20 protein-coding genes and 1 riboswitch are annotated in these 24,508 nt (G+C 64.8%); of the genes, 4 read left to right on the forward strand and 16 right to left on the reverse strand.

What is annotated here, in order from left to right; translation table 11 throughout:
* Positions 1–39: 39 nt before the first annotated feature.
* From argE to U4Y88_RS28355, 5 genes are all read right to left on the reverse strand, one after another.
* Positions 40–1,233: an acetylornithine deacetylase gene (argE, locus tag U4Y88_RS28335; protein ID WP_321787843.1), complete on the reverse strand. Its 1,194-nt coding sequence runs from the start codon at positions 1,231–1,233 to the stop codon at positions 40–42.
* 84 nt (positions 1,234–1,317) lie between these two features.
* The gene (locus U4Y88_RS28340) at positions 1,318–1,740 is read right to left on the reverse strand and encodes a RidA family protein (RefSeq protein ID WP_224012771.1); all 423 of its coding nucleotides are present in this window, start codon (positions 1,738–1,740) and stop codon (positions 1,318–1,320) included.
* Between the two features lie 189 nt (positions 1,741–1,929).
* Entirely contained in the window at positions 1,930–3,579 is a 1,650-nt protein-coding gene (locus U4Y88_RS28345) for a GMC family oxidoreductase (RefSeq protein ID WP_321787845.1), read from the reverse strand.
* Positions 3,580–3,596: 17 nt separating this feature from the next.
* Positions 3,597–5,111 carry an aldehyde dehydrogenase gene (locus U4Y88_RS28350; RefSeq protein ID WP_321787847.1) on the reverse strand — a complete coding sequence of 505 codons (1,515 nt, stop codon included), beginning with the start codon at positions 5,109–5,111 and terminating at the stop codon, positions 3,597–3,599.
* 48 nt (positions 5,112–5,159) lie between these two features.
* The gene (locus U4Y88_RS28355) at positions 5,160–5,831 is read right to left on the reverse strand and encodes a DUF1028 domain-containing protein (protein WP_321787849.1); all 672 of its coding nucleotides are present in this window, start codon (positions 5,829–5,831) and stop codon (positions 5,160–5,162) included.
* A 238-nt stretch (positions 5,832–6,069) separates the two neighbouring features.
* Here U4Y88_RS28355 and U4Y88_RS28360 point away from each other — a divergent pair, with 238 nt between their 5' ends.
* On the forward strand, positions 6,070–6,993 hold the full coding sequence (locus U4Y88_RS28360) for a LysR family transcriptional regulator (RefSeq protein WP_310632970.1): 924 nt from the start codon (positions 6,070–6,072) through the stop codon (positions 6,991–6,993).
* 54 nt (positions 6,994–7,047) lie between these two features.
* On the opposite strand, the gene U4Y88_RS28365 is transcribed toward U4Y88_RS28360, so the two are convergent.
* Positions 7,048–8,460 (reverse strand): aspartate aminotransferase family protein, encoded by a 1,413-nt coding sequence (locus U4Y88_RS28365; RefSeq protein WP_321787850.1) that lies wholly within the window; start codon positions 8,458–8,460, stop codon positions 7,048–7,050.
* 48 nt (positions 8,461–8,508) lie between these two features.
* Complete coding sequence (locus U4Y88_RS28370; RefSeq protein ID WP_310632968.1) at positions 8,509–9,918, reverse strand: purine-cytosine permease family protein; 1,410 nt, start codon at positions 9,916–9,918, stop codon at positions 8,509–8,511.
* 271 nt (positions 9,919–10,189) lie between these two features.
* Between U4Y88_RS28370 and U4Y88_RS28375 the strand changes: the two genes are divergently transcribed.
* Together U4Y88_RS28375 and U4Y88_RS28380 are read left to right on the forward strand one after the other, a co-directional pair.
* Positions 10,190–11,242 (forward strand): histone deacetylase family protein, encoded by a 1,053-nt coding sequence (locus tag U4Y88_RS28375; protein ID WP_321787852.1) that lies wholly within the window; start codon positions 10,190–10,192, stop codon positions 11,240–11,242.
* Positions 11,243–11,373: 131 nt separating this feature from the next.
* The gene (locus tag U4Y88_RS28380) at positions 11,374–12,093 is read left to right on the forward strand and encodes a YceH family protein (RefSeq protein WP_310632966.1); all 720 of its coding nucleotides are present in this window, start codon (positions 11,374–11,376) and stop codon (positions 12,091–12,093) included.
* 69 nt (positions 12,094–12,162) lie between these two features.
* Here the strand turns inward: U4Y88_RS28380 and U4Y88_RS28385 are convergent, their stop codons facing one another.
* From U4Y88_RS28385 to U4Y88_RS28400, 4 genes are all read right to left on the reverse strand, one after another.
* Positions 12,163–12,960 (reverse strand): alpha/beta hydrolase, encoded by a 798-nt coding sequence (locus U4Y88_RS28385; RefSeq protein ID WP_321787854.1) that lies wholly within the window; start codon positions 12,958–12,960, stop codon positions 12,163–12,165.
* Between the two features lie 86 nt (positions 12,961–13,046).
* Positions 13,047–13,463 carry a DUF4148 domain-containing protein gene (locus U4Y88_RS28390; RefSeq protein ID WP_321787856.1) on the reverse strand — a complete coding sequence of 139 codons (417 nt, stop codon included), beginning with the start codon at positions 13,461–13,463 and terminating at the stop codon, positions 13,047–13,049.
* Positions 13,464–13,654: 191 nt separating this feature from the next.
* Positions 13,655–15,604: a TonB-dependent receptor domain-containing protein gene (locus U4Y88_RS28395; protein ID WP_321787858.1), complete on the reverse strand. Its 1,950-nt coding sequence runs from the start codon at positions 15,602–15,604 to the stop codon at positions 13,655–13,657.
* 90 nt (positions 15,605–15,694) lie between these two features.
* Positions 15,695–15,901: riboswitch (cobalamin riboswitch) on the reverse strand.
* Positions 15,902–15,995: 94 nt separating this feature from the next.
* On the reverse strand, positions 15,996–16,937 hold the full coding sequence (locus tag U4Y88_RS28400) for a LysR family transcriptional regulator (protein WP_310632964.1): 942 nt from the start codon (positions 16,935–16,937) through the stop codon (positions 15,996–15,998).
* A gap of 197 nt (positions 16,938–17,134) precedes the next feature.
* Here U4Y88_RS28400 and U4Y88_RS28405 point away from each other — a divergent pair, with 197 nt between their 5' ends.
* The gene (locus U4Y88_RS28405) at positions 17,135–18,646 is read left to right on the forward strand and encodes a CoA-acylating methylmalonate-semialdehyde dehydrogenase (protein WP_310632963.1); all 1,512 of its coding nucleotides are present in this window, start codon (positions 17,135–17,137) and stop codon (positions 18,644–18,646) included.
* A gap of 269 nt (positions 18,647–18,915) precedes the next feature.
* Here the strand turns inward: U4Y88_RS28405 and U4Y88_RS28410 are convergent, their stop codons facing one another.
* The 5 genes from U4Y88_RS28410 to U4Y88_RS28430 all read right to left on the reverse strand — a co-directional run bounded on the left by U4Y88_RS28410 (position 18,916) and on the right by U4Y88_RS28430 (position 24,408).
* Complete coding sequence (locus tag U4Y88_RS28410) at positions 18,916–19,791, reverse strand: CoA ester lyase (RefSeq protein WP_321787860.1); 876 nt, start codon at positions 19,789–19,791, stop codon at positions 18,916–18,918.
* The gene (locus U4Y88_RS28415; RefSeq protein WP_321787862.1) at positions 19,781–20,713 is read right to left on the reverse strand and encodes an electron transfer flavoprotein subunit alpha/FixB family protein; all 933 of its coding nucleotides are present in this window, start codon (positions 20,711–20,713) and stop codon (positions 19,781–19,783) included. Before U4Y88_RS28415 ends, U4Y88_RS28410 begins: the two co-directional genes overlap by 11 nt.
* Before the next feature lie 14 nt (positions 20,714–20,727).
* Entirely contained in the window at positions 20,728–21,477 is a 750-nt protein-coding gene (locus U4Y88_RS28420; protein WP_321787864.1) for an electron transfer flavoprotein subunit beta/FixA family protein, read from the reverse strand.
* 142 nt (positions 21,478–21,619) lie between these two features.
* Positions 21,620–23,323 (reverse strand): class I adenylate-forming enzyme family protein, encoded by a 1,704-nt coding sequence (locus tag U4Y88_RS28425; protein WP_321787866.1) that lies wholly within the window; start codon positions 23,321–23,323, stop codon positions 21,620–21,622.
* A 122-nt stretch (positions 23,324–23,445) separates the two neighbouring features.
* Positions 23,446–24,408, reverse strand: coding sequence for a cyclase family protein (locus U4Y88_RS28430; protein WP_224012753.1), 963 nt, complete (start codon positions 24,406–24,408; stop codon positions 23,446–23,448).
* Positions 24,409–24,508 lie beyond the last annotated feature (100 nt).

Here is a 24,508-nt window from a genome sequence, read left to right on the forward strand (position 1 = left end):
ATGCGTGTGTGTTGTGCGCGTTGCGTCTGACGTGCAGCGTTACGCGTTCGCGTAACCGGGCACGCGTGCGGGAAGATTCACCGCGAGCTTGTCGAGGAAACCGAGGCAGCGTTCGAGCTGCGCGATTTCCACGTATTCGTCGGCCTTGTGGCCTTGTTCGATCGAGCCCGGACCGCACACCACAGTCGGAATGCCGATGCCTTGAAACAGGCCGCCTTCGGTGCCGAACGAGAGCGTGCGCAGCGTTTCGTCGCCGGTCAGTTCGCAAGCCATGTCGCGCAGCCAGTTGGCGTCGGGATCGGCGGACAGCGCCGGATAATCGACGAGTTCCTGCCATTCGATACCGGTGTCGGCGTGCGTCGCGCGCATCTCGCCTTCGAGTTCGTCTTCGGCGAAACGACGCGCCGCCTGCACGATCGTATCGATCGAATCGCCGGGCAGATTACGCACTTCGAATTCGAGTTCGGCGTGATCGGGAATGACGTTCAGCGCAATGCCGCCGTTGAGCTTGCCCGTATGCACGGTCGTATAAGGCGGCTCGAATCGCGCGTCGTGCTGACCCGATTCGCGCAGCGCGCGGCTCGCGCGGCGCAGATGTACCGCGAATTCCGCCGCGAAATCCACGGCGTTCACGCCGAGATGCGTGAGCGCCGAATGCCCCGCAAGCCCCTTGAAACAGCAGCGATACGCGCGCTTGCCCTTATGCGCGATCGCCACTTGCATGCTGGTCGGTTCGCCGATGATGCACGCGAGCGGCTTGAACGGCGCGCGCGCGAGTTCGTCGAGCAGGCCGCGCACGCCGCGGCAACCGACTTCCTCGTCGTAGCTGAACGCGAGATGAATCGGCAGCGTGCGGCAACGCTCGACGAAGTACGGCACGCTCGCGAGCACGCAGGCGAGAAAGCCCTTCATGTCGGCGGTGCCGCGTCCGAGCACGCGGCCGCTTTCGCGGGTGAGCGCGAACGGCGGCACGGTCCACGGCTGGCCGTCGGCGGGCACGACATCGGTGTGACCGGACAGGCACAGGCCCGCGCGGTCACGCGGCCCGATGGTCGCGTAGAGATTCGCCTTGTCGCCGGTTTCGTTGTAGTTCAACGAAGCCTCGACGCCGAAGCCCGCGAGATACTCGCGCACGAACGAGATCAATTCCAGATTCGAGCGTGCGCTGCGCGTGTCGAATTCGACCAGCGTTTGCAGCAGCGACAGCGTCGATTCGAGTCGTGTGTGGGACATGGCGTCTCCTTGTGAAGCGGCGCGGCGCATGCGTTGCTTGCGCGCCGCGCGTGGCGGCTTGTTGCTCTGGTTCGTGGCTGAGGCTTATTGCTGACGATCGCGCGGAATCACCGCGATCACGTCAATTTCCACGAGCCATTCGGGACGCGCGAGCGCGGAAACCACGAGGCCCGTCGAAACCGGGTACACACCCTTGAGCCACTTGCCGACCACGTTGTAGACGGCTTCGCGATAGCGCACGTCCACGAGGAAAATCGTGATCTTGCAGATGTCTTCCAGACGGCTGCCCGATTCTTCGAGCAGCATCGCGATGTTCGACATCGCTTTTTCGGCTTGCGCCGTCACGTCGCCGATACCGACCGATTCGCGCGTATCGAGGTCCTGGCCGATCTGGCCGCGCACATACACCGTGTCGTTGGCGACCACGGCCTGGCACAGATCGTTGTCGAGTTTCTGCTCGGGATACGTTTCGCGAGTGTTGAATTTGCGGATGCGTTTGTGGCTCATGTCTGCCTCTGATTGCGTGAGCGTGATGTCTGAGTGGGTGCGGTTCGAATCGATGCGAAAAGCTGAAACGCATCGCCTGGAATCGAATGTACCTGTGCTCGAATTATTTACGAAACATCGTTTTCATATTCATTGCATAGCTTTTTCTTATGCACTGGGCGGCACGAACGCACGGCCTTCGATGTGCTTTCAGGCGGCCATCGTTTCGCGATTCGAATGAAGATTCGCGGCGTCTTCGAGCATCATCTGCGCCGCTTTTTCGCCGATCATGATCGAGGGCGCGTTGGTGTTGCCGCTCACGAGCAGCGGCATGATCGAGGCATCGGCCACACGCAATCCGCGCACGCCGCGCACGCGCAAACGCGGGTCCACCACGCTCGCCTCGTCCACGCCCATCTTGCAGGTGCCGGACGGATGGAACACCGTCGCCGCGTAGTCGCGCACGTAATCGAGCAGCGCCTCGTCCGATTGCACGCTCGCGCCCGGCAGCATTTCCTTGCCGCGAATCGGCGCGAATTCCGGTCCCGCGAGAATCGCGCGCGCGAGTTTGATGCCTTCGATCAGCACGTTCGCGTCTTCTTCGCGTTCGAGGAAGTTGTAGTCGATGAGCGGCGCGCGCTGGCCGTCGTCGGTCAGCAGAATGCGGCCGATGCTTTTGGGCCGCAGCACGCAGGTGTGAATCGCATAACCATGGCCGAATTCAAACAGGCGGCCGCGATGGCTGCGATAACCGGGCACGAAATGGAACTGCACGTCGGGGTCGCCGTCGCCCGCGTAACGCGTGCGCGCGAAGCCGCCCGCTTCCACGTAATTCGTCGTGAGCCAGCCCTTCTTTCTCAGCCAGTACGCGCCAGGCGCGCCAAGCACGCTGGGCAGCGAGCCCAGCGAAAAGCCCAATGTTTGCGGGCTCGGCGAACGCACCGTCACGAGTCCGTCGAGATGGTCCTGCAAATTGCGCCCGACGCCGGGCAAGTGATGACGCAAGGCGATGCCCGCCGCGCGCAACTGCGCTTCGTCGCCGATACCGGAGACCATCAGCAGATGCGGCGAGCCGATCGCGCCCGCGCTCAGCACGACTTCGCGATGCGCGCGCAGCAGCACGACTTCGCCATCGCGCTCGACGAATACGCCGCGCGCCGTTTGATCGGCGATATCGAGCGACAGCGCGCGCGTGCCGGTCAGCAGCGTGAGATTCGGCCGCGACAGCACCGGATGCACGAACGCGCGATAACTCGACAGGCGATGCGCGTCTTTCTGCGTGACGTCGTAAATGCCCGCGCCGAAAGCGTCGCCGCTATTGAAGTCGGTGTTGTGCGGCAAGCCGATGCGCTTCGCCGCGTCGATGAAACGATGCGAAAGCGGATTCGGATCGCGCGGCTGATCCACGCACAACTCGCCCGAGTCGCCGTGCACGCGCGCGTCGTGGCCGCGCAGATTGCGTTCGGAGCGGCGGAAGAACGGCAGCACATCGGCATACGACCAGCCTTCGCAGCCCAGTTCGGCCCAGCGGTCGTAATCCGCGGGCATGCCGCGAATATAGATCATGCTGTTCATCGAACTGGAACCGCCGAGCATCTTGCCGCGCGGGCAATGCAGACGGCGGCCGTTCAGGCGCTTTTGCGGCGCCGACTCAAAGTTATAGCTGTATTTAGGGCTCTTGTAGAGCGTGATCGTACCGGCGGGCACCTGAATGCGCGCCGAGCGGTCGTCGCCGCCACCTTCGACGAGGCAGACGCGCACGGCCGGGTCCGCGCTCAGGCGGTTCGCCATCACACAGCCCGCCGAGCCGGCCCCGACAATCACATAATCGAAATCCAGCACCTGTGTTGCAGTCGGCATGTTCGTATCCCCGCGCCTCAGTATTGAATCCAGGTGGTTTTCAGGCCCGTGAATTTGTCGAGCGCGTGCAGCGACAGATCGCGACCAAAGCCCGATTGACGGAAGCCGCCGAACGGCGTCTGCATGCTCAGCGCGTCCACCGTATTCACCGAGACCGTGCCCGCACGCAGATTCGCCGCCACGCGATGCGCGCGCTTGAGGCTGCCGCTCCAGACCGAGGCCGCGAGACCGTAAATCGAATCGTTGGCAATCCGAACGGCTTCGTCTTCGGTATCGAACGGCATCACCGCCAGCACCGGGCCGAACACTTCGTCGCGCGCCAGTTCCGCATCGGGACGCACGCCCGCGAAGATCGTCGGCTCGATGAACCAGCCTTTGCCGTTCACGCGCGCCGCGTTGCCGCCGCTGACGAGCGACGCACTGCGGCGGCTGCGCTCGATGAAGGCCATCACGCGCTCGTGCTGCGCGCCATCGACCATCGCGCCCATGCCGCTCGCGGGATCGAGCGGATCGCCGGGATACCAGGCGCGCGCCTGTTCCGCGAGCTTGGCGACGAAGGTGTCGTAAATCGAGCGCTGTACGAGCAGGCGCGAATTCGCCGAGCACACTTCGCCCTGGTTGAAGAAGATGCCGAAGCAGGCTTTTTGCGCGGCCAGATCGAGATCGTCGGCGTCGTCGAAGACGAGGTTCGGGCTTTTGCCGCCGCATTCGAGCCACACCTGTTTCATGTTCGAGCGCGCCGCGTATTCCATGAAGCGCTTGCCGATCGCCGTCGAGCCGGTGAAGGCGAGCACGTCCACGTCGCCATGCAGACCGAGCGCCGCGCCCGCCGTTTCGCCGTAGCCCGGCACCACGTTGAACACACCGTCGGGCACGCCCGCTTCGCGCGCGAGTTCGGCGAGACGCAGCGCCGAAAGCGGCGATTGCTCGGCCGGTTTGAGCACGACGCTATTGCCCGCCGCGAGCGCGGGCGCCACTTTCCACGCGACCATGTCGAGCGGGAAATTCCACGGTACGACCGCGCCCACCACGCCCAGCGCCTCGCGCGTCACGAACGAGAGATTGCCCGGGCCTTTGGGCGCGACTTCGCCATAGAGCTTGTCGATGGCCTCGCCGTACCACGCGAACAGTTCCGCCGAGGCAGGCACGTCGAACTGCCAGGCGTCGGCCACGCGCTTGCCCATGTTCAGCGAATCGAGCAGCGCGAACTCCTCGCGATGCGCGGCGATCAGCGCGCCGAGACGTTGCAGCACTTTCTTGCGTTCAGCGGGCGCGCAGCGCGACCACGTCCCCGCTTCGAACGCCGCGCGCGCGGCGCGCACGGCGAGGTCCACGTCTTCGGCATCGCAGGCCGCGACTTCGGCGATCGTGGCTTCCGTCGCGGGATTGATCGCCGTGAAGGTCTTGCCGCTGCGCGCGGGCACGAAACGGCCGTCGATAAACGCCTGTGCACGCGGCGTCACGCGCGCGGCCAGATCGCGCCATTGCGAGTAGTCGGGTTGCTGCGCGGGGGTAGCGTCGGTGGCGCTCAAGGTGGACTCCTGGAATCGATGGGATCGGTGTCGATGAAGGCGCGCGCGTTACTCGTCGCCGGGCACGCCATACGACGGCGCGCGCGTGGGATCGGTCGCGCGCAGCACGTAGTCGTTCATTTGCGGCGCGTAGCGGTCCCACAGCGCGCGCAGATCGGCGATCGGCTGATCGCTCCAGTCCACGCGCAACTCGGCCACCGGCCAGCTCGCGCCGTCGAACACGCACAGGCCCGCCGAATGCACCGGCCCCGCTTCTCCGCCCGCCGCGAGGCCCGCTTCGAGCGCGCGCAGCAAGCGGTCCGGCAGCGCGCGCGAGGCGTGCTCCGCGAAGGCTTCGAGCATCGCGGCGGGCACGCTGTCGTTCGCCAGCAGATTGCCGACCGCCACGCAGTCCGCGCCGCTCGCGCCCGCATGCAGGCCGAGCCCGCGCTCGCCCGTGCGCCAGGCGGAAAAGCCCGCCGCATCGAGCACCGCGAGCTGACGCCACTCCGCATACGGGCGCGCGCCCGCGATGCGTTCGAGCACCGCGTGCGCGCCATAGCCTTGCGCGAGTTCGCCCAGACCGATCTGCCCGAGGCGCGGATCGGTGACGTTCTGGCTCAGCACCACGCCGTCGCGGCTCGCCCAGAGGCAGCGGCTCGGCACGGCGATGCTCGAACTCGTCACGATGCCGCCCACGGCACCGGTACGCGCGCAACGGCCTGCAATCGAAAAGGTCATGAACGGACTCCAGGTAGATTCAATGCTTGTTTTGATGCTCGCGCCGCGCGCCGAAATTGGGCCGCCAGCGCGTCGAGCCTAGAATCTATCGAGCCAAAATTCATTCGAAAAACATTGTTTGTCTATGTCTTGAAAAGGCTTAGACTATGCAAGCGATGCGCGTCGCCACGTTTGGCGCTTGCGCCTTTGCTCCCGCCTCGCGACATCCGGCTCTCGCTTCCGACCCTTCGACTGGCCCATGGAAAACACGCCCCTTCACTATTCGCTGCGCCAGTTGAGGTACTTCGTCGCCACGGCGGAAGCGCTGTCGTTCACGGCGGCGGCCAAGCGGCTGCACGTCTCGCAGCCGTCGATTTCATCGGCGTTATCGGAACTCGAAAACGCCTTCGGGCTGCAACTGTTCATCCGCCATCACGCGCACGGACTCTCGCTGACCCAGGCGGGCCGCGATCTGCTCGGCCGCGCGCGCGACCTGCTGAAAAGCGCGGAAGAATTGCAGATCGCCGCGCGCCATTCCGATACCGGCATCGCGGGCACGATCTCGCTCGGCTGCCTGACTTCGGTCGCGCCGCCGCTGATGCCCTGGCTCATGAGCCGCTTTCTGAACGCGCGCACGGGCGTGGAATTCCAGACGCGCGAAGGCGATCAGGAAACGCTGTTCGTGGGTCTGCGCGACGGCACGCTCGACGTGGCGCTCACCTACGACATCGATATCGACGACACGATCGACTTCACGCCCATCGTCGAATTTCCGCCTTACGTGCTGCTGCCCGCGAAGCATCGCCTTGCCGCCAGCGAACAGGTGAGTCTCAAGGATCTGCTCGACGAGCCTTACGTGATGCTCGATCTCGCGCACAGCAAGGAATATTTCGCTTCGCTGTTCGATCGCTACGGCAATCGGCCGGTGGCCGCGTTCAGTTCTTCGCAGCCTGAAGTCGTGCGCGGCATGGTCGCCAATGGGCTCGGCTACAGCATTCACAATTTCCCGCTGCGCAACGCGCAGACGGTGGACGGCGGGCGCTTCGTTTCGCGGCCCATCAAGGAGAAAGTGAAACCGACGGTGCTGGGCGTCGCGCGTTCGACGCGCTCGCATCCGCGTCAGTTGATTCGCGATTTCACCGCGTTTTGCTACGACGAAGTCTCGCGCGCGTGGACCAAATAGATGAATAAAAACGCTGCGCGCCTTTAGAAAGCGCGCAGCGTCTAGCGCCTCGTTTTATTGGCTCGCCTGAATATGCCGCCACGTGGCATCGACGGCATCGCGCATCGTGCCGATCAATTCGTCGATCTGCGCCGAGTCGATCACGAGCGGCGGCGCCACGATCAAACGGCCGTTGGTCGAGCGCACGATCGCGCCGCGCTCGAAACCTTCCGTGCGGCTGTGCCACGTGAGATCGGCTTCGTTGGCGTAGCGCTCGCGCGTGGTTTTGTCTTTCGCGAACTGAATCGCGCCCACGGCACCCACGCCCTGAATCTCGCCGATCAGCGGATGATCGGCGAACGCCTCGCGCAATGCGCGCTGCAAATACGGCCCCGTGTCTTCCTTCGTGCGCGCGACCAGTTGCTCGCGTTCGAGCACGTCGAGATTCGCGAGCGCGACGGCCGCCGCCACCGGATGACCCGAATACGTGAGCCCGTGCGCATACACACCGCCGCGCTCCACCAGCGCCTCGCCGATGCGCCGGCTCATGACGAGACCGCCCATCGGCACATAACCGGATGTGAGCCCCTTGGCGATCGAAACGAGATCCGGCTCGAAGCCGAAATGCCGATGCGCGAACCATTCGCCCGTGCGGCCGAAGCCGCCGATCACTTCGTCGGCGCACAGCAGCACGTCGTATTTCCGGCAGATGCGTTCGATCTCCGGCCAGTAGCCTTCAGGCGGAAAGATCATGCCGCCCGCGCCCTGGAACGGTTCGGCCACGAACGCGGCCACGTTCTCCGCACCGAGTTCGAGAATCTTGCGTTCGAGCGATTGCGCGGCCTGCAAGCCGAAGGCCTCGGGCGTGAGGTCGCCGCCATTCGCGTACCAGTACGGCTCGTCGACGTGCGTGATGTTGGGAATCGGCAGGTCGCCCATTTCGTGCATGAACGCCATGCCGCCAAGCGATGCGCTGCCGACGGTCGAACCGTGATAGCCGTTCACGCGGCCGATCATGATCTTCTTTTGCGGCTGGCCCATCACGTCCCAGAAGCGGCGCACCGTGCGAATCAGCACTTCATTCGATTCGGATCCCGAATTGGTATACACCACGTGACTGAAACGATCGCCGAGCAGCGCGAACAGCCGCTCCGACAATTCGATCACCGCCGGATGCGTGGTGTGGAAGAACATGTTGTAGTAGGACAGCGTGCTCATCTGGCGCGCGGCGGCATCGACGAGTTCGGCGCGGCCATAACCCACGTTGGTGCACCAGAGCCCCGACATGCCGTCGATATAGCGCTTGCCGTCGTTGTCCCACAGATACACGCCCTCGCCGCGCACCATCACGCGCGGGCCTTCGGCGTTCAACGCCTTCTGATCGACGAAGGCGTGAAGGTGATGGGCGGCGTCGCTGCGCTGCCAGTCTGCCGTACTGCGTGCCTGGGTGCCGGGCGTAGTACCGACTGCGAATTCAGGTGCGTTCATGCGCGGTGTCTCCTCTGTACGGAATGCGTTTTCTTCGATGCGTGAGATTCAGATGCCCACGGCGATATCGTTCTGGTTCTGCGCCGAACCGGCGCGCGAGAAACGCTTGCAGCCCACGTAATACACGACCGAGGTGAGAATCAGCCCGACGACCCACGAAATATCGGCGCCGCCGAGGCGTTTCGCCATCGGACCGGTGTAAAGATCGGTCGCCACGAAGGGCAGTTGCACGGCGATGCCGAACAGGTAGGCGAAGATCGCCACGCCGTTGAAGCGTCCGTAGATGCCGCCGTCCTGGCGGAAGAACGAGTCGATGTGATAGTCGCCGTGGCAGACGAGGTAGTAATCGATCAGGTTCACCGCCGTCCACGGCACCAGCACGTAGAGCAGCAGCAGAATGAAGTTCGTGTATTCGGCGAGGAAGTTGCTTTGGCCGAACAGCGCGATGGCGAGCGAGATCGCGAACAGGATCACCGCCGTCACCGCGCGTGCGCGCGCCTGGCCTGACCACGAGGGAAACAGCGTCTGCACGATCGTCATCGACGAGAGCGCGCCGCAGTACAGGTTCATCGCGTTGGTGGCGGCGATGCCCACCGAGAGCACGATCACCACCAGGCCGCTGATGCCGTGCGTGAGCGTGGTGAGGCCGTTGACCACGTCGCCGTCGGCGACCATCAGGCCGACCATCGCGCCGAGCACCATCGGGAAGATCGAGCCGAGCGAGCAGCCCCAGTAGCTCGACCAGAACGCCACGCGTGCGCCGGTTGCGCGCGGCATGTAGCGCGAGTAGTCGGACACATACGGCGCGTAGGCGATCTGCCAGAGCGCGGCGATCGAGATCGTGCCGAGGAAGCCCGTGGCGTTCGCGGTGTTGCGCGCGAAGAAGTCGGCGGGCAGGCCGTGCACGCCCACGATCCAGATGAACGCGAGCAGCAGCACCGCGCCCGAGCACCACGTCATCACCCGCGTGTAGGCGTGAATCAGGTTGTAGCCGAAGATGGTCGCGACGAGACTCAGCGCGCCCACCACGAGCACGCCGTCGTTCACGCTGACGTGCGTCGTGAGGCTATGCAGCGCCTGGCCGCCCAGCACGAGATTCGAGGCGAAGAAGCCCAGATACATCACCACCACGAGGCCGACCACCAGCAGCGAGCCGAGCGAGCCGAACTGGCCGCGCGTCTGCACCATCTGCGGCACGCCGAGTTGCGGGCCTTGCGCCGAATGCAGCGCCATGAACACGGCGCCCACCAGCGTGCCGATCACGATGCCGAGCACGCCCCACCAGAACGGCTGCTTGAACACGGTCACGGCCAGCGCGCCCGTGACGATGGTCAGCAACATGATGTTCGACCCGAACCAGATCGTGAACAGGTCGCTCGCGCGGCCGTGGCGTTCGGCGTCGGGTATTGGCTGGATCGTGCTCTGCTCGAGGCGGGCAACGGTATCGGATTGGCTCATCGGCGGCTCCTGCGTAAGAAAGATGCGTAACGGTGACGCACGGAAGTGCGTGGCATTGACGCACTTTTGACCGCCAATATTGCGCAGAAAAGAACGAAATTCTTTGCTAGTGAATAGCTTTTTCTTATGCAGTTCGGGCGCGTGCATAGCCGCTGGCTTGCTTGTGAATCGGATATTTCTTCTTGGAAAGAAAATCGGCGTGCGGCCATAGTCGCTGCATGCACCGAATGCACCGTACGCGTGCGTTTCAAATTCACGAATGGAGACCTGCATGCTGACCATCCTCGGCGAGCGCCATCGCCTGCATCACGGCCGTAGCGAGCTGATCGACGGCGAACTCAAGCCGTGTTTCGAAATGCCCCGGCGTGTCGATATCGTGCGCGCGCGTCTGGCCGAAGCCGGTTTCGACGAGACCATCGCGCCCGAGGCGTTCGGCGTGGACGCGCTGCGCCGCGTGCACAGCGATGCGTATCTCGACTTCCTGCATGGCGCGTGGACGGAGTGGACCGCGCTCGGCCGCACGCACGACGCGCTGCCGACCATCTGGCCCGCGCGCGGTCTGCGCCGCGATCGCGCGCCGCACACCATCGACGGCAAGCTCGGTTTCTACGCGATGGATGCGGGCGCGCCGATCACGGCGGGCACGTGGGACGCGGTCGAGGAGTCGGCCAATCTCGCGCTCACGGGCGCGCAGCGCGTGCACGACGGCGCGCACGCCGCGTTCGCGCTGTGCCGCCCGCCCGGCCACCACGCGGGCCGCGACGTGATGGGCGGCTACTGCTACCTCAACAACGCGGCGCTCGCCGCCGCGCATTGGCTCGCGCAGGGCGCGCGGCGCGTGGCGATCCTCGACATCGACTATCACCACGGCAACGGCACGCAGTCGATCTTCTACGACCGCGACGACGTGCTGTTCGCCTCGCTGCACGCCGATCCGCTGCTCGACTATCCCTATCTGCTCGGTCACGCGGACGAAACCGGGCGCGGCGCGGGCGAAGGCTTCAATCTGAACTATCCGCTGCCGTGGGGGACGGACTGGGCCGCCTACGCGCAGGCGCTCGATCACGCGGGCGCGCGCATCGCGGGCTTCGGCCCCGACGCGCTCGTGGTCTCGCTGGGCGTCGATACCTTCGAAGGCGATCCGATCTCGCGCTTCAAGCTCCAATCGGCAGACTTTTCGCGCATCGGCGCGCGCATCGCGGCGCTCGGGCTGCCGACGCTATTCGTGATGGAAGGCGGCTATGCGGTGGAGGAAATCGGCGTGAACGTGGTCAACGTGCTGTCTGGTTTCGAGGAGCACGCGGTGGCGCGCACGGAGCGCTGAGCGGGCGGCCGGCGGATGGCTAGCGGGCGGAAAGCGGGCGCAGCGGCCACGCGAAGCATCGGCAGGGTTCCGGCAAGCGGCCCAGGGCGGGTATGATCGAATCCCGTGCAAAACTCTTGCCTGATCCGCTTATGAATTCTCCCGCCGAAGGTTCCTCGCCGCGCGCGCTGCGCGCGCTCACGCCGCTCGAAGCGCGCATCGTCGGCGTGCTGATCGAGAAGCAGCATACGGTGCCCGACACCTATCCGCTCTCGCTGAACTCGCTCACCTCGGGCTGCAACCAGAAGACCGCGCGCGCGCCCGTGATGAACGTCAGCGAAGCCGAAGTGCTCAGCGCCATCGAAGATCTCAAGCATTTGAGCCTCGTGTTCGAAGGCAGCAGCAGCCGCGTGCCGCGCTTCGAGCACAACCTGAACCGCGTGCTCGGCGTGCCCACGCAGGCGGTCGCGCTGCTCACGGTGCTGCTGCTGCGCGGCGCGCAGACGGCCGCCGAACTGCGCCTGAATTCGGCGCGTCTGCATGGTTTCGCGGATGTGTCGTCGGTGGAAGCGTTTCTCAGCGAACTCGCCGAACGCGAACCGCCGCTCGTCGTCAAGCTGCCGCGCGCGCCGGGCGAACGCGAGAGCCGTTGGATGCATCTGCTCTGCGGCGAAGTCAGCCTGAGCGTGCCCGCTTCCTACGCGGGCGAGCGCGAAAGCGTGCCGGATGGCAGCGTTTCGTCGGAGGATTTCGAGGATTTGCGCGCCGATCATCAGCGTCTCGCCGATGAAGTCGCGCGCCTGCAACAACTCGTCGAACGCATGGCCGGAGAACTCGGCATCGCGATCGACAAGCTGGAGCCGTCGGAATAAGGCATCAACTAAAGCACGCACGATTGATTCGACATCCGAACCAATCGTGCACGCTTGAAGAAGCGGCGCTTACTGCGCCTTGCGCGCCGCTTCGATAATCACGTCGGCCACCTGCTGCGGCTGGCCCACCATCGCCACGTGGCTCGCGTTCACGTGCGTGACCTTCGCGCCGATATGCTCGGCCATCTTCGCCTGCAATTGCGGATCGATCATGCGGTCGTGCGACGGAATCACAAAGTACGACGGACGGTCGCGCCACGCGGCCTGATCCACCTTCTGGTCGATACAGCCCGAGAACCACGGCGCCTGCGTGGCCGCGATCAGGCGGCGCTGGGCGACCGGCAGATCCTGCGCGAAATCGTCGAGCACGGCTTCGGTCGAGAGCGTCAGATAGCCCGCCGAATCCTTGCGCAGCGCGTTGGCCCACACGGGCGGCGGCAGTCCCTTCGTGATGTCGCTGATCGACTGGCCGTCGTCGGGCGCGAATGCCGCCACGTAGACGAGCGCCTTCACCTTGTCGTCGTTGCCCGCTTCGCTGATCACCATGCCCGCCCACGAATGGCCGACCAGCACGACCGGGCCCTTCTGCTGCTCGATCACACGCTTCGTCGCGGCGGCGTCGTCGGCGAGCGAACTGAGCGGATTCTGCACCGCCACCACATGCAAGCCGCGCGCTTCGAGCAGCGGAATCACCTTGTCCCAGCTTGAGCCGTCGGCGAACGCGCCGTGCACGAGCACGATGTTCTTGCCTTGCAGATCGGGCGAGATCGCGGGCTGCGCGGGCTGAGCCGCGTGCGCGGCGGGCAGCGCAAAGAGTCCGCCCAACAGGCCAGCGAACGCGAGGGAATTGCGAAGGAGACGAAGCATCGTCGAACTCCGTGGAATGAGTGTGGAGGAAAAGAAGGAGGCCGAAGGCGCGCGCGAACGCGGCGCGCCTCGCGGCGGCGTGGGCATTACGAGTGGGCGTAGATCGGTTCGAGGCCGACTTGATCCGCTTGCGCGCCCGAGAAGTCGTGCAGCGTGGCGTGCGCGGCCTTGACGCGCGAGCCCGAGGCCGAGCTGCCGCTCGTCACGCCGCCGAACGAGGTCTGCACGGCGTTGGCGTTGGCGTTGGCATTGGCATTGGCTTCATGCGTCGGCGCGTTGGCCGAGGCGACGTCCTGGCTCGCGGCGATGCGCGCCAGCGCCGCCTGAAGGTGAACCGGGTACTGGTTGTTGTCGCTCGACTGGCGATAGCCGGCTTGCTGAAGCTGGACCAGTTCCGCGCGCACCTGGGCGCGGGTGAGGCCTTGCTGGGCCGGCTGGGCGGCGAACGAGAGCGCGGGAACGGCAACGACGGCGGCAGCAACGAGGGTACGAACGAGGTTCATGATCAATCTCCAGTCGATGAGTGAGTGAGTCGGTCGGCGCACTGTTGTCTGTGTTCAACCTTGCGTTGGAGATATTTGAACCGCTGGACGTATCTGGCTTGTTTCCGTCGTCCCCCTTTATTGCAAGCGAGTTTTTCCCGCGGCGGCGCAGATACATTGCGGTACAAAACCGCGCGCCGCCGCGAGACGTTTCAGAACGTGTATGTGATCTTGCCGAAGGCCGTGCGGCCCAGCGAGTTGTAGCCGTAAGCGGTCGAATAGTCGCGATTGAACAGGTTCGAGAGCGTGGCCGAAATCGCCAGATGCGCGTTCACCTTGTACGAGGCGCGCAGATTCACCGTGGTGTACGACGGCAAATACGTGGTGTTGAACTGATCGTCGAAGGTCGAGCCGCCGTAGAGCAGCGAAACGCCCGTGCTCAGCGCGTGCAGATGAAACTCGTCCCACGTGTGATCGATGCTCAGGTTCACGGTCTGACGCGGGCGCCGGTTCAACCAGGTCTGATCGCTCACGTCCTGCGGATTGAGGATGCCCACCGCGAGACTGACCGGCGTGTTCGCTCCGAGCGTGCCCTTGTACGAGAGATCGAGGCCCTGAATATGCGCGCGGCCCACGTTCACGGGCAGAAAAGTCTGCGAATCGTAAGTGATGAGATCGTGCACGCGCGTGTCGTAGAGCGCCGCCGTGAAGGTGCCGATCGACGTCGTCGCGTCGAGCGCGACTTCGACCGTATCGCTGCGTTCGGGCTGCAGATTCGGATTCGCGTAGCCCGGATAGTAGAGGTCGTTGAACGTCGGCAGACGGAACGCGTTGCCGTACGAGACGCGCGCCGTATAGACCGGCGTGATCGCCCACGCGAGCGCCGCGTTGCCCGTGTTCACGCTCTGCCCCTGCACGATTTCGTGGCGGCCCGCGAGGAACAGCGTCCAGTCGCCGAGCATGACCGACTGATGCATCGACACGGCGGAGTCGTTGCGCGCGGGCAGCCCGTCCGGCACTTCGACGGGCAGATACGCCTGCTCGCGCGTGAAGTCGTAGGCGAGCTTGGTCTCGCCCGAAAGCGCCTGCCCGAACAGCGTGTGGCCGGTTTCCTGATGCGTGATCGAAGTCGAGCTGCTCAGGCGCGTCGAATCGAACTCGTCGGTCGGAATGCCAGGATCGTTCGCGTAGATGAACTGGCGGTCATACGCGTAACCGAACGACTGATCGAACTGCGTGGTCGGCGTGATGTCGAGATGGAACGCCACGCCCGTCGTGAGCTGATGATCGCGCTGGCGATCGGCGTAACCCGCGTTGTCGTACGAGAGATCCGACTGGTGATAGAGCGCGAAGGTCGAGATCGACCAGTTGTCGCGCGCATAGCCGAGGCGCGCGTCCAGATCCTGCGCGTGATACGGATTGCGGCCGTCCTCGTGGCCGTAGGCCCACGGCTTGGTCGCGTCGATGCCCGCCGTGTTGTAGTCGTGCAGGCCGAGCGAATACGTGAGCCCGCCGAGCGCCGCGAGCGGCCCGCTCGACGGCACGGTGCCGGAAGTGCGCAGCTGCGTGTCGAAGGTCTTGTTCGAGCCGCCGCCGAACGACACCGTGGTCTGATTCGGCTGATTCGAGGCGTGGCGCGTGAACAGCTGCACGACGCCGCCCACGGCATCCGCGCCGAACGAGGCGGCAGCCGGGCCCGAAATCACTTCCACGCGGTCGAACGCCGAGGTCGGCAGATCGGCCCACGCGGCCGTGCCCGTGGTCGCCGACCCCACGCGGATGCCATCGATGAACACAGCCACCTGATTGGCCGCCGAGCCGCGAATGCTGACCGAAGCGGTCGCGCCAGGACCGCCGCTCTGCGACACGCTCACGCCGGGCAGCGTGGCGAGCGCCTGCGTGATGCTCGGGTCGATGGGGTCGAGCCGGTCGAGATCCGCGCGCGTGAGCACCTGGGTGCTGGCGTAGCGCTGATCGAACGATTGCGGCAGATGCTGCGTGTCGCCGACGACGAGAATGTTCGGCAACGTTGCGTCGGCCTGGGTTGGTGCGGCGCCGGGTTCAGCGCCTTGTTCAGCGCTTTGTGTGGACGTTTGCGCATCGGCGCACTGCCAGGCGCAGGCGGCCACGGCGGTCGCGAGAACGAATTGACGATACTTCATGAGCAGACAGATCCTGAGGTCGAACTGTCCTTGCAACGGGCGGCCGCGCGGGCGGCGCGCGCGCATCGGGACACCCCGCCCTTTGCGGCTGCTTGGACCTCGGTCGATGGCAGGTCTCCTGGCTCGCGGGTCGCCGCCCGATGCCGGCCTTCCCGGTTTCCCAGTGGCCTTCGCTGGCATGGACTCGCCGCTCACAGTTGCGGGGACAGCCGCAGACTTCCGGCGTGCGCCGTTCGCGCGCCGTTACTGCGTTCCCTTTTGATCCCGTCGCCGGGAACCATCAGCGCGCGAGCGTAAAGGCGGTGCGTTCGGCGCGTCAACCTCCGCTGTGCCAGGCGATGCGAAAAAACGTCAGATGCGCGTCGCGGCTTTCATCCCCGTATTCATCGGCTCATTCGAGCGGAAATCCCTGCTTGAAGGTCTGACGCAGGAAATCGGCGAACAAGGTCACGGCGCGCGGCACGTGCGCGCCATAGGGCCGCACCACGTGCAACTGCGACGCGAACGCGCCCACCGGCCGCCACGCAGGCAGCAGCACGACGAGCTTGCCCGCCTGCAACGCGGCCTGCGCGCTGAAATCGGGCAGCAAAGCGATGCCCAGATGTTCGAGCGCTGCGTCGCGCAGCGCCTCGCTGTTATTCGCCGACACCGGCCCGTTCACGGTCACGTTCACACGCGACTGCTCGGCGCGGCGGCCCGTTTTCTCGAACGACCACGCGCCCGACCCGAGCGTGCGCGGATAGTAAAGACAGTCGTGCTGCGCGAGATCGGCGGGCGTTTGCGGCGTGCCGCGCAGCTTCAGATACGCGCGCGTGGCGACGATCACCGAGCGCGTATCGCAAAGCTTGAACGCCACATGCGTTTCCGGCACTTGCGCGCTGTGGCGAATCGCGAGATCGAAACCTTCGCTCGCAATCGACGTGAGCCGGTCGGAGAGTTCAAGCTGCACGCGCACCTCGGGATTCGCGCGCGCGAACTGCGCGAGGCGCGGCACCAGTTGCTGACGCGCGAATGCCACGGGCGCGGTCACGCGTACCGTGCCGCGCGCGATATCGGCCATTTCGCGCACGCTCGCGAAACTCGTGGCGATGCGCTCGAACTCCGCGCGCGTGTCCTCGACCAGCCGCAATCCCGCCTCCGTGAAGCGCACGCTGCGCGTGGTGCGCTGCACCAGCGCGACGCCCGCCACGCGTTCCAGTTCGGCGATCCGCTGGCTCATCGCGGCCTTGCTCACGCCAAGGCGCGCGGCGGCCGCCGTGTAACTGCCCTGCGCCGCCAGCACATTCAGCCAGTGCAAATGGGTCCAGAGTGCTTCGACGTTCTGCGTATCCACGAAAAGACTCCTGCCCCGAATACTCAACGATGCGCCGATGATAGCACCGCGCCTGCGCATCTTTCAGCGCTGCGCACTGCGATTGTTCACAGTGGAAAACAATCAATTCAGCCGCCGTGTCTTTGCAGACGCCGGGCGGCTCCGTACACTGGCCGTCACAGTGATGCTCAACCGACACTCAATAGCGAGGAGATGACATGCAGGCCTTCACCGATTCCGCGGACGTGGTCAACTACATCGGCGGCAAGCGCGAACGCGGCGCGGGCGACCGCACGCAGCCCGTCTTCAATCCGGCGACGGGTGCGGCCGCGCGCCGTCTCGTGCTGGGCGAAGTCGCCGATGTCGACGCCGCCGTCGCGAGCGCGAAAGCCGCGTTCCCGGCCTGGCGCGACACGCCGCCGATCCGCCGCGCGCGCGTCATGCTGCGCTTCCTCGAACTGATGAACCGCCACAAGGACGAACTCGCCGCCATCATCACGGCCGAGCACGGCAAGGTATTCGCCGACGCGCAAGGCGAAGTCGCGCGCGGCATCGACGTGATCGAATTCGCCTGCGGCATTCCGCAACTGCTCAAGGGCGACTACACCGAGCAGGTCTCCACGGGCATGGACAACTGGACCGTGCGCCAGCCGCTGGGCGTGGTCGCGGGCATCACGCCGTTCAACTTCCCGTGCATGGTGCCGTGCTGGATGTTCCCGGTCGCGCTCGCGGCGGGCTGCACGTTCGTGCTCAAGCCGAGCGAGCGCGATCCGTCGGCCGCGCTGTTCATGGCGCGTCTGCTGACCGAAGCGGGCCTGCCGGACGGCGTGTTCAACGTCGTGCAGGGCGACAAGGTCGTGGTCGACGCGCTGATCGCGCATCGCGACGTGAAGGCCGTGAGCTTCGTCGGCAGCACGCCGATCGCGAACTACATCTACGAAACGGGCGCGAAGCACGGCAAGCGCGTGCAGGCGCTGGGCGGCGCGAAGAATCACATGGTCGTGATGCCCGACGCCGATCTCGACCAGGCCGTCGACGCGCTGATCGGCGCGGCCTACGGTTCGGCGGGCGAGCGCTGCATGGCGATTTCGGTGGCCGTGCTGGTCGGCGACGTGGCCGACAAGATCGTGCCGCGTCTGGCCGAGCGCGCGCGCACGCTCAAGGTGAAGAACGGCATGGAAGCCGACGCCGAAATGGGCCCGATCGTCACGAAGCAGGCGCTGGAGCGCATCGAAGGCTATATCGCCACCGGTATCGAAGAAGGCGCGAAGCTCGTCGTGGACGGACGCGGCCTCAAGGTGCCGGGTCACGAAGACGGCTTCTTCACGGGCGGCACGCTGTTCGACGACGTCACGCCCGAAATGCGCATCTACAAGGAAGAAATCTTCGGCCCGGTGCTCGCCTGCGTGCGCGTGAAGGACTTCTCGGAAGCGGTGCAACTGATCAACGATCACGAGTTCGGCAACGGCGTGGCCTGCTTCACGCGTGACGGCAACGTGGCGCGCGAGTTCGGCCGCCAGATCGAAGTGGGCATGGTGGGCATCAACGTGCCGATTCCGGTGCCGATGGCGTGGCACGGCTTCGGCGGCTGGAAGCGCAGCCTGTTCGGCGACATGCACGCATATGGCGAGGAAGGCGTGCGCTTCTACACGAAGCAGAAGTCGATCATGCAGCGCTGGCCGGAAAGCACCGAAAAGGGTGCGGAGTTCACCATGCCGGTCGCGAAGTGATGCATTGATTCGATAGCGATATCGTTCTTATATCGTTCGGATATCGAATCAATTAGCCAACCGCGCCGCCGTTCCGCTTCTTGCGGACGGCGGCGCGGTTTTTTTGCGCGCATTGGGCGGGCTTTTCGGGCGCTTTAGGCTTTAGCGCTGCTCGCCGCCGCGCCGCGTGCGGCAATTCCACAACGCGTGGATGACGCGGCGCTCACCGGTGAGTCGCCGCCCGTCGAATCTCGTGGCCGGTTAAGCGCGCTACGCCACGCGCGTCCGCTTCACGCGCCCTTCTGCGCCACGGCGGCGGCCAGCGCGAGCAATTGCTGCGCGCGCAGGATCACGGGGCGATCGACCATCTTGCCGTCGACGGTGATCGCGCCCGCCTGCGCCTCGCGCGCGGCTTGCGCCACGCGTGCGGCCCAGGCGAGTTCGGCTTCGCTCGGCCGATAGCAGCGATGCACGGCCTCGATCTGCTTCGGATGGATGCAGAGCTTTGCGCCGAAACCGAGCCGCTTGCCGTTGAGCGCATCGCGCTCGATGCGCGCGAGATCCTGAATGTCGGGCGTCACGCCGTCGACGGGCGCTTCGATACCCGCGACGCGCGAGATCAGCGCGAGTTGCGAGCGATAGTGATTGAGCGGCTCGCCGTCGTCGGGCATGCCCATTTCGGCGATGAAATCGAGCGTGCCGAACATCAGGCGCTTCACGAACGGCGCGCGCGCGATCTCCATCGCGTTCCACATGCCGAGCGCGCTTTCGATCAGCGGAAACACCGGTACGCGGCGGCGCGCGAGCGCGATGGCCGCGCTCACGTCGGCGGCCTGTTCGGCCTTCGGCAGCACGATGCCCGCGACGCCGTCGAGCGCGCCGAGTTTCGCGTCGGCTTCGAACCACGGCGTGGCGCGGCCGTTGATGCGCACCAGCACCGGATGGCGGCGCGAGACCCAGTTCGCGATGTTCTCGCGCGCGGCGTCCTTGGCGGCGGGCTCGACCGCATCTTCGAGGTCGATGATGACGGCGTCCGCGCCGCTCGCGAGCGCGCGCTCGAAACGCTCGGGCCGGCTGCCCGGCACGAACAGGAACGATTGCGGCGAGAACGCGACGCGGGCGGCGTCGTCGCGAACGGGCGGCGTGGTGTTGGGCTCAAAGTGCATCGGCAAGCTCCGGCACGGCAGCGAACAGATCGCCGACGAGACCGTAATCGGCGACCGTGAAGATCGGCGCTTCTTCGTCCTTGTTGATCGCGACGATCACCTTCGAGTCTTTCATGCCCGCGAGATGTTGAATCGCGCCGGAAATGCCGACTGCCACGTACAGCTGCGGTGCGACGATCTTGCCGGTTTGTCCGACCTGATAATCGTTCGGCACGTAACCTGCGTCGACAGCGGCGCGCGATGCGCCGAGCGCGGCGTTGAGTTTGTCGGCGAGCGGTTCGAGCACCTTCGTGTAGTTCTCGCCGCTGCCCAGACCGCGACCACCCGAGACGATGATCTTCGCGCTCGTGAGTTCAGGACGATCGAGTTTCGTGACTTCGCGATTGATGAATTGCGCGAGGCCACTGTCTGCGGGCGCTTCGATTTTTTCGATTGAAGCGCTGCCGCCTTCTGCGGCGGCTGCATCGAATGCCGTGGTGCGAACGGTAATCACCTTGATCGCGTCTTGCGATTGCACGGTCGCGATGGCGTTGCCCGCGTAGATCGGACGCTCGAACGTATCGGCATTCTCGACCGCGGTGATATCGCTAATCTGCGCGACGTCGAGTTTCGCGGCGATACGCGGCGTCACGTTTTTGCCGCTTGCCGTAGCGGGCGCGAGAATATGCGAATACTGCTTCGCGATGGAAAGAACCGTCGCTTCGATGTTTTCCGCAAGACCTTGTTCGAGTTGCGGCGCATCGGCCAGCAATACTTTAGAAACGCCGACGATTTTCGCCGCCGCATCCGCCGCCGCTTGCGCGTTATAACCCGCGATCAGCACATGCACATCGCCGCCAATTTTCTGCGCCGCTGCAACCGTATTCAGCGTCGCCGCTTTAATCGACTGATTGTCGTGTTCTGCAATTACCAGATTCGTCATTTTGAATTCGCTCCTCACAGCACCTTGGCTTCGGTCTTCAGCTTTTCGACCAGCGTTTTCACGTCAGGCACCTTCACGCCTGCGCTGCGCTTGGGCGGCTCCGAAACCTTCAGCGTCTTCAAACGCGGAGCGACATCGACGCCGAGATCGGCGGGCGTGATCGTTTCGAGCGGCTTCTTCTTCGCCTTCATGATATTCGGCAGCGTGACGTAGCGCGGCTCGTTCAGACGCAGATCGGTCGTCACAACTGCGGGCAGCGAAAGCGAGAGCGTTTCCGCGCCGCCATCGACTTCACGCGCGACCGTGGCCTTGCCATCGGCGACCGTGATTTTCGAAGCGAACGTCGCTTGCGGCAGATCCGCCAGTGCGGCGAGCATCTGACCGGTCTGATTCGAGTCGTCGTCGATAGCTTGCTTGCCGAGAATCACCAGCGAAGGCTGTTCTTTATCGACGAGCGCTTTTAGCAATTTCGCCACGGCCAGCGGCTGCAAATCCTCATTCGATTCGATCAGCACGGCACGATCCGCGCCAATCGCCAACGCGGTGCGCAGCGTTTCCTGCGCCTGCGAAACGCCAGCGGAAACCGCGATCACTTCCGTCGCAATCCCCGCTTCCTTCAAGCGCACCGCTTCCTCAACCGCAATTTCATCGAACGGATTCATCGACATCTTCACGTTCGCGATATCCACGCCCGTGCCGTCCGACTTCACACGAACCTTCACGTTGTAATCGACCACGCGTTTGACCGGCACCACGATTTTCACTTTCGATCTCCTCCATTGCATCATTCGAATTGCACGATTGACGCATTACACGTGGGATCGGCGAAATCGGCCACTATCGATTAACTCTACCGGTCATAGCCCAGACCTATTGGCGAGGTCTACGCGAGGCGTCAACCCGGTTTCAACCCCGCAATTCACGACGCAGAATCTTGCCCGTCACGGTCTTCGGCAACTCGTCGATGATCGTCACGATGCGCGGATATTTATACGCCGCCATCCGCTCCTTGCAGTACGCCGCGAGTTCGTCGGGCGTGACGCTCGCGCCCGGCTTGAGGCTCACCACGGCCTTCACGGTTTCGCCGCGATAGCTGTCCGGCACGCCCACCACCGCCGCCTCGCGCACGGCAGGATGCGTGTACAGCACGTCCTCCACTTCGCGCGGCCAGACCTTGTAGCCGCCCGCGTTGATCATGTCCTTCTTGCGGTCCACGAGATAGAACCAGCCCTGCGCGTCCATGAAGCCCACGTCGCCGGTGCGGAAGTAACCGTCGACAATCGCCTTCGCGCTTTCCTGCGGCTTGTTCCAGTAGCCCGGCACGATCATCGGCCCGCGCGAAATGATCTCGCCCACTTCGCCCGCAGGAAGCGGCTGGCCCGTGTCGTCGCCGATATACGACTCCACATTGAACGCGGGCACGCCGATCGCCAGCGTGCCCGACGCGGTATCGACGGGCGCTTCGCTGCCGACCGGCACGACATGTGTGGGCGAATTCGTTTCGGTGAGACCGTAGCCGTTGTGGATGTAGTGGCCGAAGCGCGAGCGGAACGCCTCGATCACGCTCGGCGGAATCGGCGCGCCGCCCGAGTAAATTCGGCGCAATGAGGCGAAATGCTCGCGCGTCGCACGCGGATGATTCATCAGCGCAATAAACACCGTGATCGCGCCGATGGTGAATTCGGGCTTGTGCTCGGCGATGGCGTCGAGCATCACACCCGGCTCGAAGCGGAACGCCAGCACGAGCGGCGCCGCGCAGATGAAGGCCGCGCCCACGTGGCCGACGAGGCCCGTGATATGAAAGAGCGGCGCCACGCCAAGCAGCGGCGCGCCTTCGCGCAAGCCCACCCAGTCGCGATACACCTGCGCGTTAAAGGCCACGTTGCCGTGCGTGTTCATCGCGCCCTTCGGCACGCCCGTGGTGCCCGAGGTGTAGACGAGCATCGCGATGTCGTCGCTTTGCAGTTCGATCGCGGGCGGTGTTTGTCCGCGATACGCTTCGATCACGGTGCGGAGGTCTTCGGCATCGTCTCGCGTTTGCGCTTCGCGCGCGCGGTTCATGCCCGCAAACAAACGCTCGTCGTTGCGCTGCTGATAATCGAGCGCCGATGTCGTCATCACGCGCGGGCTCACGCGTGCGCTCTCTTCGATTTCGCCGCGCGCCACGCGCGCGTCCTCCTCGGCCAATAGCGGACGCACCACTTCATCGTGCAGCACGCCATGGCAGACGAGCAGACGCGCGCCTGAATCCGCGAGCAGCACGCGCAATTCGCGCGCGCGATTCATCGGATTGACGGGCACCGCAATCGCACCGAGCTTCCACGCGGCCACCAGCGCAATCACGAATGCCGGCACGTTCTGCAGATAGATCGCCACGCGTTCGCCGCGCGCGATGCCGCGCTCGCGCCACGCACAGGCGAGCGCGTCCGATTGCGCATCGAGTTCGGCATAAGTGAGCGCGCCGTCGAAATACAGCAGCGCGGGCCGCTCGGGCGCGCGCGCCACGGCAGCGCGAAAGAGACTCAATGCATCGCCGTATTGCTGGTCGATGGTGGCCGTGTGACCCGTCGCGTAATGCGCGAGCCACGGTTTGCTTTCATAGGGCGTCATGGGCGCTCCAGCACATCCAGCAAAAAGCGGCCGCCGCGCGGCGATTGCGCCGCGCGAGCGGACCGGCTCTCAATGAATCGACGAAGGACGAAGCAGCGTTCGCGATGCAGGCGATGCTACGCCTACTTCACCACCACCGGATTCACCGGCGCGCCGCTGCCGTTCACCACTTTCAGCGGCGCGGCGGTGTAGAGAAAATTCCACTGGCCGTCCTCGGCGCAATCGGCGGCGAGCGGATCGAGCTGCGCGATCTCGGTGAGCGTCACGCCCAGATTGCGCATCAGCGCGTTATGCAGCGGCAGCGCCACGCCCGACACCGGATCGACGGTCACTTCGTTTGCAATCGTGTCGGTGACGAGATTCGGAATCTCCATGCGCTGGAACCACTCGACGAGTTCGCGGCTATACGTGAGGCCCGGCTCGACGAAGTTCTGATAGAACTCGGCCTGATCGCGCTCGTAGAAGGAGCCGATCCAGCCCGTACGCACGACGAGAATGTCGCGCTTCTCGATCTGCACGCCCTGCGCCTTCGCGGCCGCGAGCAGGTCTTCGTGCGTGAAGGTTTCGCCCGGATCGAGCACGGCCTTGCCGCGATGGCGCGCCATGTCGATCAGCACGCCGCGCCCCACCACGCCGCGCTCGGCGATGGGCAGCACGCTCGCCTTCTCCAGACCGCCGATGGTCGACTTCGCGTCGTAGCCGTTCCAGAGCTGATCGTCGTACCAGACGTGCCCGAGCGCGTCGTACTGCGTCGAGCCTTGCAGATACATGATCATCATGTCGTCGGCGTATTCGGCGAGCCCCGGAAACAGCGGGCCTTTCCCGCACATGTAATGGCCCTTGTCCATCACGTTCATGCGGCGCGCCTGCGAACGCCCCGGCCAGACCGGATCGCCCTTCGGATGCCCCATCTGGATCTGCAGCGTGAAGGTCTTGCCCGATCGCACCGACGCCACGCCGCGCAACACCTCGGCCTGCGTCAGATAGTTGAGCGAGCCCACTTCGTCGTCGCTGCCCCACTTGCCCCAATTCTTCGGCGAATCCTGCAGCAGCTCGGCCACTTCGGGAACGTTCTTCGACTCCATGCGTTGTCTCCTTTCTTCTCACACGTTGATGGGTGATGCAGATGGAACGACGCGAACGCGGCTCGCGTTCGGGGTGCCGAAATAAATCGCACGACCGTGC

The sequence above is a fragment of the Paraburkholderia sp. J94 genome (genome assembly GCF_905220285.1).
Taxonomy (GTDB): Bacteria; Pseudomonadota; Gammaproteobacteria; order Burkholderiales; family Burkholderiaceae; genus Paraburkholderia; species Paraburkholderia tropica_A.

Bases quoted from the DNA above. Each gene is read 5' to 3' on its own strand.
- U4Y88_RS28430 (WP_224012753.1), bottom strand. From the start codon at position 24,408: ATGGAGTCGAAGAACGTTCCCGAAGTGGCCGAGCTGCTGCAGGATTCG.
- U4Y88_RS28365 (WP_321787850.1), bottom strand. From the start codon at position 8,460: ATGAACGCACCTGAATTCGCAGTCGGTACTACGCCCGGCACCCAGGCA.
- U4Y88_RS28425 (WP_321787866.1), bottom strand. From the start codon at position 23,323: ATGACGCCCTATGAAAGCAAACCGTGGCTCGCGCATTACGCGACGGGT.
- U4Y88_RS28375 (WP_321787852.1), top strand. From the start codon at position 10,190: ATGCTGACCATCCTCGGCGAGCGCCATCGCCTGCATCACGGCCGTAGC.
- U4Y88_RS28405 (WP_310632963.1), top strand. From the start codon at position 17,135: ATGCAGGCCTTCACCGATTCCGCGGACGTGGTCAACTACATCGGCGGC.
- U4Y88_RS28395 (WP_321787858.1), bottom strand. From the start codon at position 15,604: ATGAAGTATCGTCAATTCGTTCTCGCGACCGCCGTGGCCGCCTGCGCC.
- U4Y88_RS28345 (WP_321787845.1), bottom strand. From the start codon at position 3,579: ATGCCGACTGCAACACAGGTGCTGGATTTCGATTATGTGATTGTCGGG.
- argE (WP_321787843.1), bottom strand. From the start codon at position 1,233: ATGTCCCACACACGACTCGAATCGACGCTGTCGCTGCTGCAAACGCTG.
- U4Y88_RS28355 (WP_321787849.1), bottom strand. From the start codon at position 5,831: ATGACCTTTTCGATTGCAGGCCGTTGCGCGCGTACCGGTGCCGTGGGC.
- U4Y88_RS28410 (WP_321787860.1), bottom strand. From the start codon at position 19,791: ATGCACTTTGAGCCCAACACCACGCCGCCCGTTCGCGACGACGCCGCC.
- U4Y88_RS28360 (WP_310632970.1), top strand. From the start codon at position 6,070: ATGGAAAACACGCCCCTTCACTATTCGCTGCGCCAGTTGAGGTACTTC.
- U4Y88_RS28380 (WP_310632966.1), top strand. From the start codon at position 11,374: ATGAATTCTCCCGCCGAAGGTTCCTCGCCGCGCGCGCTGCGCGCGCTC.
- U4Y88_RS28415 (WP_321787862.1), bottom strand. From the start codon at position 20,713: ATGACGAATCTGGTAATTGCAGAACACGACAATCAGTCGATTAAAGCG.
- U4Y88_RS28340 (WP_224012771.1), bottom strand. From the start codon at position 1,740: ATGAGCCACAAACGCATCCGCAAATTCAACACTCGCGAAACGTATCCC.
- U4Y88_RS28385 (WP_321787854.1), bottom strand. From the start codon at position 12,960: ATGCTTCGTCTCCTTCGCAATTCCCTCGCGTTCGCTGGCCTGTTGGGC.
- U4Y88_RS28370 (WP_310632968.1), bottom strand. From the start codon at position 9,918: ATGAGCCAATCCGATACCGTTGCCCGCCTCGAGCAGAGCACGATCCAG.
- U4Y88_RS28390 (WP_321787856.1), bottom strand. From the start codon at position 13,463: ATGAACCTCGTTCGTACCCTCGTTGCTGCCGCCGTCGTTGCCGTTCCC.